We start from the raw sequence: 10,012 nt of genomic DNA, 5'->3' as shown, positions 1-10,012 counted from the left end.
TTATTTTGAAAATGTGGAATATAAGCGCGACAGAAGTATTGTGGCGACTACAAAAAGTGGCGATACAATAAGTTCACTATTATTTGCGATTGTAGTTGCTACTATAGTTCATGGTTATTTGATTCAGCCTTTTAATATTCCGACAGCATCTTTGGAAAAATCATTGTTGGTGGGCGATTTCTTGTTTGTAAGCAAGTTTCATTACGGTGCGAGAACACCTCGAACTGCTGTGGCATTGCCAATGGTTCATGATAGTATTCCACTTTTAAAAACAAAATCATATTTGAGTTTTCCTCAATTGCCCTCTTTTAGATTTCCAGGATTGCAAGAAATAAAACGAAATGATATTGTTGTTTTCAATTGGCCAGTAGATACTGTTTATATGTTTTTTGATAAATCCAAAAGGCATATTGACAAACCACTAGATAAAAGATCAAATTATGTGAAGCGTTGTCAAGGAATTCCAGGAGATAACCTTTCAATAAAAAATGGAGATGTTTTTATTAATAATAAAAAACTAACATTGCCAGAAAGAGCTCTCATACAATATCAGCATAAATTAATTTTAAAAAATAGACCCGAGTCAGATAATTTTTTCAATCAATATGATGTGAGTGAAATATTTGGTGTATTGAAGATGAAGAAAAATTTATGGGATAATCCAATTGTTCAAAATTATTTAAAAGAAAATCCAAGAAAAGTACAATTATTTGAATATAACAGAGATTCTTCTGAATACATTGAGTTAACAGGCCCTGGTGCTGATTCTGAAATCACAGAAAAATTAGATTTGGAAACGGTATTTAATAAATTTTATGTAAATCTTACCCAAGATAAATTGAATAGGATAAAAAATGATACAAATGTGGAAAGTGTTTCAAGATTTATACACAAAGATGAAAAAAGAATATTTCCCCACAACCAAAATTGGAGTCAAGACAATTTCGGACCCATTTATATTCCAGAAGCTGGGAAAACTGTAGCAATAAATAAAGAAAATTTACCTTTTTATAGAAGATTAATCACCGTTTATGAAGGCAATAAACTGGAAGAAAAAGGAGGGCAAATTTTAATAAACAACAAACCTGCTTTAAACTACACTTTCAAACAAGATTATTATTGGATGATGGGAGACAATCGTCATAATTCTGAGGATAGTCGCTATTGGGGTTTTGTACCATTTGACCATGTAGTTGGTAAACCAGTTTTCATATGGTTGAGTTTAGACCCAAATATTCCGTGGTCTAGAGCTATAGACAAAATTCGTTGGGAACGCTTATTTAGCACTGTTGGTGGCGATGGGCAACCTGTTTCCTACTTCAAGTATTTTATGATAGCATTGGTTTTTTGGTTTGGATTTGATTTTTATAGAAAGAGAAGAAAGAGTTAGTTTGGGGATTTGTTTTTTTGGTTATTTGTTAATAAAAATTATGTTTATATATTCATTTGAGAAACTTGAAGTTTGGAAAGAATCTAAAAATTTCACCAAATTAATTTATTTAGCAACTACCAAATTTCCAGAAACTGAAAAATATGGTTTAACTTCTCAGCTTAGAAGAGCTTCCGTTTCTGTGTGTTCAAACATAGCCGAAGGAAGTTCTAGACAAACAAATAAAGACAAAGCTCATTTTACAACAATGGCTTTTAGTTCTGCTGTTGAAGTTTTAAATCAACTAATAATTTGTTTCGAACTCAATTTTATTTCTGAAAACGAATATTTAAAATTGCGTCGAGATCTAGAAAGCATAACCAATAAATTAAATGCACTCAGAAACTACCAAATAACCAGATCAACAGAACCCAACAAATAACCAAACAACACATAACCAAATCCACATATAACCGAATGCCCACTCTGATACATCCAACTTACTTCCCATCCATCAGTCATTTTGTGTCTATTGCAAAAGCAGATTCGGTTGTGTTTGAAATGGAAGATAACTTCCAGAAGCAAACCAACAGAAATCGAATGTACATATACAGTCCAAACGGAATTCAGCCTTTAAATGTTCCTGTCAAAAGTTCAAACAGCAAGCAAATGACCAAGGATGTCAAGTTGGAAACTGCATTTGACTGGCAAAAGCAACATTTTAAATCATTGGAATCGGCTTATAGAACCTCACCTTTTTTTGAATATTTTGAAGATACTTTTCAACCTGTTTTTACCAAAAAGCATACTTTTTTAATGGATTTGAATTTAGAAACTATCAATTTGGTTTCTAAATGTTTAAGGCTTGATTTTCAGCCACAAAAAACTATAGAATATTTTCATGAGGTTCCACAATTTGAAGATTTTCGTGGTTTGGCCAATGGCAAAAAAGATAAAAATGAGTTTGAAAACTACACCCAGGTTTTTCATGCCAAACATGGTTTTTTGAATAATTTAAGTATTTTGGATTTATTGTTTAATGAAGGCAAATTTGCTTTGGAATATTTGAGGAAGCAAAATTTGAAATAACCTAATCAACCGCCAATCTACTCATTATGGGCATATGGTCTGAATTTACAAAATCTGGAAAATTGTTAAAGCTTTTTACAGACATCTTGTTATCTGCAAAAATATAATCTATTCGTGCTGGATAATATCTGAAATTATAGGTTTGTCCAAATCCCTTTCCAGCTTCTTCAAAACTGTCTTTCATGTTGCCTTTTATAATTCGGTAAACATACGAAAACGCGCTATTGTTCATATCGCCACAAACAACCAGTGGATATTTGCATGATCTTTTGTGGTTCATTATAATTTCTGCTTGTTGCTGTTGTTTTGCAAAAGCCACACTAATTCTTTTAAAAATCATTTCAGATTTTTGTTGGTTTAAACCATCAACATTTTGATTGATTTCTTCGATATCTGGCGATATTTTTATGGACTGCAAATGCAAATTGTAAACTCGAATAATGTCTTTTCCAATTTTCACATCTGCAAAAATAGCACTGTTGAAAGAATCTGAAAACAAAAGTTCACCTTCATTTACAATTGGAAATTTTGAAAAAATAGCTTGACCAGATTTTACTTTATTACCCTTCATGTAAACTGATTTGTAGGGATAAATTTTCAAATCTATTTTTGCCGATGTCGAAAAATCTTGCAAACACAAAATATCTGGATTTTTATCGTTCACAAAACCCACTATTTCTTGAGCAACATTATCTCTCGGAATCCAATCGAAAAGATTCAATAAACGTACGTTATAACTCATTACTACAAAATCTTTATCTACAACTTCTGTGCTTTTTTCAGAGAATTTATAAAATTTATTGATAAAAGTAATTCCTAAAAGTAAAACCAAACCTGACAAAATGATTTGACGTTTAAATTGTAGCAACCAATAAATAAAAAACAATCCGTTAAGGATTAAAAACATGGGCAAAATAAGAGTTAATACCGATAAAAGTGGAAAAAATTTTGGTGCTAAAAATGGTAAGAAATAAGCAAGAAATGTCAATACAGTTAACACTATATTACAAAAAAACGCAAATTTATTAAACCAAGAAAGTTTTTTCATAGACCCAAAATCATAACTTCATTACAAATAAACAATTTTTTTAGCAATTCAAATCACTATTTTCCAGCTTGAAATAAAAATTCTTTTTCTGCGGTGGTTAAACTATCATAACCCGATTGACTTATCTTGTCCAGTATTTCGTCTATTTGTTGTTGGGTTTTGTCTTTTGTTACAATTTTGCTCTGAGGTTTTATTGGATTGGTAGGTTTTGCATTGCGATGTACTTTTTTAAAAGGAGTTTGTTTTCTAGCTGAAAATAAATTTGTTACCCAATCTAGAAAAGTATTTAAACCGCTAGATAAATCGTATCCGTTTTGAATTGATTTTATGTAAACAAAACCAAAAAAAGCACCGCCAAGATGTGCCAAATGTCCGCCTGTGTTTTCCATAGGCAATTGGATCAAGTCAATAAGAAGCAATACAATGGCGATGTAAATTAACTTTACTGTTCCAAATAAAAAAAGCCTGACTTCCATATTGGGTTGGTATGTTGCTACAGCAACTAAAATAGCCATAATAGATCCCGAAGCACCGACTAATAATGCATTTTGATTGGCTAATAATGGTAGAAAGGCATAGCTGATTATATATACAAATCCAGCAAAAATCCCGCCTAATATGTACAATCCCAACAACTGTTTTTGTGTAAAAAATGTGGTAAATAGTTTGCCTACAAAATTTAATATTAATAAATTAAAAAGAATGTGAAAAAAGCCATTATGAACAAAAGCATAAGATATAATGGTCCAAGGTTTGAAAAGTAAATCGGTAAAAACATTGGATAAACCCATATAGTTTTGATAAGGAATATCGATTTTAAATAATCTTAGCACTCCAAAAAAAACTTCTGGAATTACGAAAAACAGAATGTTCCAAAAAATTAATTTAATGGTCATTCCGCCTATCTTATATTGTAATTTTAAATCGTTTATAATGTCCATTATTTATTGAAATTGATTTTTGTAATTGAAATTGGTATAAATCAATTCCACCTTCTGTTATTAAATGAATTTTTCTTCCAATACCACATCATTATAAAACCGATTAATGCGCCACCAATATGTGCAAAATGAGCAATTCCTGTACCGCTTCCGCCAAAAATAGAATTTCCTTTAATGCCTAAAAACAGATCGATAGCTAATATTCCGGGCACGAAATATTTTGCTTTGATTGGTACAGGAATAAACATCATAGCCAATTGTGCATCTGGAAACATAAAGGCAAAAGCAACCAAAAGTCCGTAGATTGCTCCTGAGGCGCCAACAGCACTAGTCATTATATCGCCAGTATATAAATTTATTAAGTTTTGCATGATTCCAGCTCCTAATCCGCATGAAATATAAAAAAACAGAAATTTCTTGTTTCCCCAAATGCTTTCTAGCATACTTCCAAAAGAATATAATGCAAACATATTAAATGCGATATGCATAATACCGCCATGCATAAACATATGTGTCAATAATTGCCAAATTTGAAAATTAGGATTGTTAAATGGGAATAATGCAAAATACATATATGCCTTGTCTTGCAAAATCTGAGTTCCAACAAAAAATAATATATTTATAATTAAAAGTTGCTTTACAACGGGTGTTATTTCTCTCATACATTAAATTTTTTATCCAAATCTTCTACACTCAAAGTGATAAAAGTGGTTTTATTAAAAGGTGATATGGTTGCTTCTTTGCAAGCAAATAATTTATTAACAATGTTTTCTTGCGCTTCTTCGGTTAAATAGGTTCCTGTTTTTACAGCCAAACTTTTTGCCAAACTTTTTGCCATACTATCCATTTGACTAAAATTGCTATCTGGAATTTCATCTTGCAAATCGCTCACTATTTGTTCTAAAACTATTGAAACTTCGCTCTCAAAAACTTTTACAGGCAATCCAGAAATCACCACAGAATCTTTATTTATTTCTTCGAAAACAAATCCTGTGTTTTCTAAAGATTGTTTTATTTCTTTAATCAATTTAATTTCATTTGCTGAAAAATATAAGGTTAAATGAAACAATAATTGTTGGCTACTGGCTTGCTCTAAGGTAATATTTTTTAAAAATTTTTCATACAAAATTCGTTGGTGAGCTCTTTGCTGGTTGATGATCATCATGCCAGATTTTATAGGACTAACAATGTATTTTTTATGGATTTGATAGGTGGAAGTAGGTGCTTTTTCAACTTCATTTTCAGAAAAAAGAGAACTGGTTACGGCTTCAGATTCGAAGTGAACATCTGAAACATCAGCATTTAAGCCTACATATAAACTTTCCCAATGTGGTTGATTTTCGCTTTTTGGTTTGTAGCTAAACTGATTGTGCTTCTTGTCTTCTTGAAAAGGATTGAAATTGCTATCTACTTGTATTGTTGGTGTTTCCGCTCCTTTATTTTGATAATTATATGGCGTGTCTAAATTAAAATCTCTTTCAAAATCTAAAATTGGAGATACATTAAACTGACCCAAACTGTGTTTTGCTGCCGAACGTAAAATGGCATACAAAGCATGCTCATCATCAAACTTAATTTCAGTTTTTGTGGGATGAATATTAATATCTATAGTATGTGGCGGAACTGTCAAATATAAAAAATAACTTGGTTGTGCGCCATCACGAAGCAAACCATCGTAAGCTGCAAGAATGGCATGGTGCAAATAGCCACTTTTTATAAATCGATCATTGACAAAGAAAAATTGTTCACCGCGATTTCTCTTGGCAAACTCTGGTTTTCCAATAAATCCAGAAATGGTTAGAATATCTGTAGACTCTTTAATAGGAACCAATTTTTCATTGGTTTTACCTGCAAAAACATTGACGATTCGTTGTCTGGCATTCGATTGAGGCAAATTGAATAACTCGCTTCCATTATGATATAAAGTGAAATGAATATTGTGATGGGCTAGAGCGACACGATGAAACTCATCGATAATATGTCGCAATTCAACAATATCAGATTTCAAAAAATTGCGACGTGCAGGAATATTATAAAATAAATTTTTCACTAAAAATGAGGTGCCTTTTGGCAAAACAGCTACATCTTGCGATACAAATTTGCTGCCTTCAATAATAATATGTGTACCCAATTCATCTTGATCTTGCTTAGTTTTCATTTCCACATGAGCAATCGCAGCTATTGATGCCAGTGCTTCGCCGCGAAAACCTTTGGTATGCAAATCGAACAAATCTTCGGCTTGACGAATTTTTGAAGTGGCATGACGCTCAAAACAAAGTCGGGAATCTGTAACAGACATTCCTTTTCCATTGTCGATGACTTGAATGAGTACTTTGCCAGCTTCTTTGCAAATTAATTTAATATCACTCGCCCCAGCATCAATGGCATTTTCAAGCAATTCTTTGACTACAGAAGCAGGACGTTGCACCACTTCGCCAGCGGCAATTTGGTTGGCAACATGATCGGGAAGTAGTTGAATGATGCTTGACATTAAAAATTATAAGTTTTGGGTGATGATTGAAATCATGGTTCGACAAATTTAAGCAAAAGGTTTTGGATTTGTTTGCTAATACAATCTTAAAAAAGAAAAAACCTGTAAGGTTTTATTTTACAGGTTTAAAATATATTTAATTATTTATTTATTCTTTCAATTTTGGAATACCATCTTCGATTTGCAATTGATTTGCACCTAATAAATTCTGATTGCCAAATTGGTGACCAACATTGGCTTGTTGTCTTAAATAGGCCATTTTTATCGCGGCTATCGCGGCTTCTGTGCCTTTATTTCCATGAATTCCGCCACTTCTGTCTATAGATTGCTGTTCATTATTATCGGTTAAAACACAAAAAATGACAGGAACATCGCTCAGCACATTCAAATCTTTGATGCCTTGCGTTACACCATCGCATACGAAATCAAAATGCTGGGTTTCTCCTTTTATCACGCTTCCAATGGTAATTACAACATCTGGTTTTTGGGTTTCAATCATTTTTTTGGCACCATAAACCAGTTCAAAACTACCTGGTACGTTCCATCGAATGATGTTTTTATGCAAAGCACCACAATCTGAAAGTGCTTGAATAGTGCCAGAATATAAACCTTCGGTGATATGCTCGTTCCATTCTGAGACAACAATTCCAAACCGAAAATCTTTGGCATTTGGAATGGTATTTTTATCATAATTAGATAAATTTTTATTTGCTGTAGCCATTTTTAGTGTTCAGGTTTTAGTGTTCAGTGATTAGCTTATAAGTTGTAGTTAGAATATTTTAACTTGTTTTCTTTGCTTTAATCATGGCTTCCAACTGATCCCAAAGTTCTTCTGGGATTGCAGACAGATCGTTAAATTGTCCGGCACCTTTAAGCCATTCGCCACCATCGATAACAACCACTTCACCATTGATATAGGCAGAAAAATCAGATACCAAATAAGCAGCAAGATTTGCTAATTCTTGGTGTTCGCCGTTCCGTTGCAATGGAACTCTCTTAGAAGTATCAAATTTTTTGGCTAGATCGCCAGGTAATAGTCTGTCCCACGCACCTTTGGTAGGAAATGGTCCAGGTGCTATGGCATTCATACGAATTCCGTATTTTGCCCATTCAACTGCCAAACTTCTAGTCATGGCAAGCACTCCAGCTTTTGCCGTAGCACTTGGCACCACATATGCAGAACCTGTCCAAGCATAGGTTGTTACAATATTTAATACATTGCGATTGGTTTGTTTGGTATCAATCCAATGTTTTCCAAAAGCGAGCGTACAGTTTTTAGAACCTTTTAAAACAATATCGATTACGGTATCAAAAGCATTGGCTGATAATCTTTCGGTTGGAGAAATAAAGTTTCCTGCAGCATTGTTCAGTAAAACATCTACACGACCAAAAGTTTTTAAAACTTCTGCCAGCATAGCTTCTACCTGGTCATAATGACGAACGTCGCATTGTATTGGCAAGCATTTTCCACCAGTTTCCGCTTCTAATTCTTTGGCTGTATTTTGCAATTTTTCTAAGTCACGAGAAGTAATAGCTACCTTTGCACCTAATTCTAGAAAATATTTTGTCATGGCTTTACCCAAGCCACTTCCGCCACCAGTTACTACAATTACTTTGTCTGAAAGTGCATTATCACGGAGCATTTTTGCTGAAAAATTCATAGTTTTTTATTTTGATTTTCAAATGTAGTAAAAATATTTATTATGCTTGAAATTGTAATTAAGAAATATGATTGTTTACAAGTCTTTGTTCATTAATTTACTTATTTGTTTGAGTTTTGCCAGCGGCATTGTTTTGAATTGTTGTTCCCAATCGACCTCATCAGTTTTTGGTATTAAATTAATTAGCGGATGATTTTCCGGTAATGGGTTGTTGGTGTCCTGTTTGTAAGCCAGCAGGTCATTGGGTTCGCAATAAAGGGCTTTGCAAATAATTTCTACATGACTTAAACGCAAGACTTGCATGTCATTTCTAATGATTTTTGATGCCGTATGCGGTGCGATGCCTGCTTTTACCAGAAAAGTGTAAGGCTTATCTATTTGTCGTGCTTCAAAAACTGGTTTGAGGTTGTAATATAACATAGTGTTTTTTGTTTAAGTTTAATTGATGTAGGTAAATATAACCCGTTGGGTGCAATTACTTAAATTAACTAAAAAAATGATTTTTTATTGAATATAAAATCTATTAAAACGAAAATGTCAGTCTGAGCTTGTCGAAGACCCAACTAAAAGACACTTCGACAAGCTCAGTGTGACAAAATCGTAATAATTTAGCTATAAAAAATAATTACACCCAACGGGTTAAATATAATAAAAAAGTATTGTGAATAGTTATAAGCTATGTAAAAAAATAAAAAAATAATAGCATAAACTAAAAGTAATTTTGTATAATATAAAATAATGATTGCACAATATACAATTAAGTTTGTATAATCTACAATGCTGATTGCAAAATCTATAATGATATTTTCAAAATCTGCAATGGAGTTTGTATAATCTACATAGGAATTTGTATAATCTAAAATAGAGTTGGCATAAACTAAAAGTGAGTTCTTATATTCTTGAAGATGCTGTTATACCTTGAAATAAACGACTATTCGTTACTTATACTTAATGATAAATAACAACTGCTTTAACTTTCTGACGAAGGAAGGATCTCATATTGCTAGTAACTTATGAGATCCTTCCTTCGTCAGAATGACAAAATAATAGTTAATCTGCAATCAAAACCTCCAAAATACTAATTGCCGCCTCACTTATTTTTGTGCCAGGACCAAAAACCGCAACTGCTCCAGCATCAAATAAAAATTGATAATCTTGTTTTGGAATTACGCCGCCTACAATAACCATAATATCTTGACGACCATATTTTATTAGTTCTTCAATAACTTGAGGAACAAGCGTTTTGTGTCCTGCCGCCAATGAGGAAACTCCTAAAATATGCACATCGTTTTCAACAGCTTGTTTGGCAGCTTCGGCAGGAGTCTGGAATAAAGGACCTATATCAACATCAAAACCTACATCGGCATAACCTGTGGCCACTACTTTGGCGCCACGATCGTGACCGTCTTGTCC

At 32.9% G+C, this 10,012-nt stretch carries 11 protein-coding genes; 3 read left to right on the top strand and 8 right to left on the bottom strand.

The genetic code is table 11. The features are described 5' to 3' along the window. From lepB to RMN92_RS02340, 3 genes are all read left to right on the top strand, one after another. A partial coding sequence (gene lepB / locus RMN92_RS02350; protein WP_309607857.1) for a signal peptidase I occupies positions 1-1,390 on the top strand: 1,390 nt, incomplete at its 5' end. A 40-nt stretch (positions 1,391-1,430) separates the two neighbouring features. Beyond that, a complete protein-coding gene (locus RMN92_RS02345; protein WP_309607856.1) occupies positions 1,431-1,811 on the top strand; it encodes a four helix bundle protein in 381 nt (126 codons plus the stop codon). A gap of 35 nt (positions 1,812-1,846) precedes the next feature. Beyond that, complete coding sequence (locus RMN92_RS02340; RefSeq protein ID WP_309607855.1) at positions 1,847-2,458, top strand: WbqC family protein; 612 nt, start codon at positions 1,847-1,849, stop codon at positions 2,456-2,458. Position 2,459: 1 nt separating this feature from the next. Here RMN92_RS02340 and RMN92_RS02335 read toward each other — a convergent pair whose 3' ends face one another. From RMN92_RS02335 to RMN92_RS02300, 8 genes are all read right to left on the bottom strand, one after another. Continuing rightward, positions 2,460-3,506, bottom strand: coding sequence for an endonuclease/exonuclease/phosphatase family protein (locus RMN92_RS02335; RefSeq protein WP_309607854.1), 1,047 nt, complete (start codon positions 3,504-3,506; stop codon positions 2,460-2,462). Positions 3,507-3,562: 56 nt separating this feature from the next. Continuing rightward, positions 3,563-4,447 (bottom strand): rhomboid family intramembrane serine protease, encoded by an 885-nt coding sequence (locus tag RMN92_RS02330; RefSeq protein WP_309607853.1) that lies wholly within the window; start codon positions 4,445-4,447, stop codon positions 3,563-3,565. Positions 4,448-4,488: 41 nt separating this feature from the next. Continuing rightward, complete coding sequence (locus RMN92_RS02325; protein WP_309607852.1) at positions 4,489-5,109, bottom strand: rhomboid family intramembrane serine protease; 621 nt, start codon at positions 5,107-5,109, stop codon at positions 4,489-4,491. Continuing rightward, the gene (gene mutL / locus RMN92_RS02320) at positions 5,106-6,938 is read right to left on the bottom strand and encodes a DNA mismatch repair endonuclease MutL (protein WP_309607851.1); all 1,833 of its coding nucleotides are present in this window, start codon (positions 6,936-6,938) and stop codon (positions 5,106-5,108) included. Before mutL ends, RMN92_RS02325 begins: the two co-directional genes overlap by 4 nt. A gap of 148 nt (positions 6,939-7,086) precedes the next feature. Then, complete coding sequence (gene ribH, locus RMN92_RS02315; RefSeq protein ID WP_309607850.1) at positions 7,087-7,659, bottom strand: 6,7-dimethyl-8-ribityllumazine synthase; 573 nt, start codon at positions 7,657-7,659, stop codon at positions 7,087-7,089. 58 nt (positions 7,660-7,717) lie between these two features. Continuing rightward, entirely contained in the window at positions 7,718-8,599 is an 882-nt protein-coding gene (locus RMN92_RS02310) for an SDR family oxidoreductase (RefSeq protein WP_309607849.1), read from the bottom strand. A gap of 75 nt (positions 8,600-8,674) precedes the next feature. Beyond that, positions 8,675-9,019 (bottom strand): helix-turn-helix transcriptional regulator, encoded by a 345-nt coding sequence (locus RMN92_RS02305; protein ID WP_309607848.1) that lies wholly within the window; start codon positions 9,017-9,019, stop codon positions 8,675-8,677. A gap of 630 nt (positions 9,020-9,649) precedes the next feature. Next, positions 9,650-10,012, bottom strand: a 363-nt coding sequence (locus RMN92_RS02300) for a cobalamin-dependent protein (RefSeq protein ID WP_309607847.1), incomplete at its 5' end; no start/stop codon positions are given.

Source organism: Flavobacterium sp. (genome assembly GCF_031363805.1).
Taxonomy (GTDB): Bacteria; Bacteroidota; Bacteroidia; order Flavobacteriales; family Flavobacteriaceae; genus Flavobacterium.
Note: the sequence above shows the minus strand (reverse complement) of the source record. Positions and strands in the feature narration are given on the sequence as shown.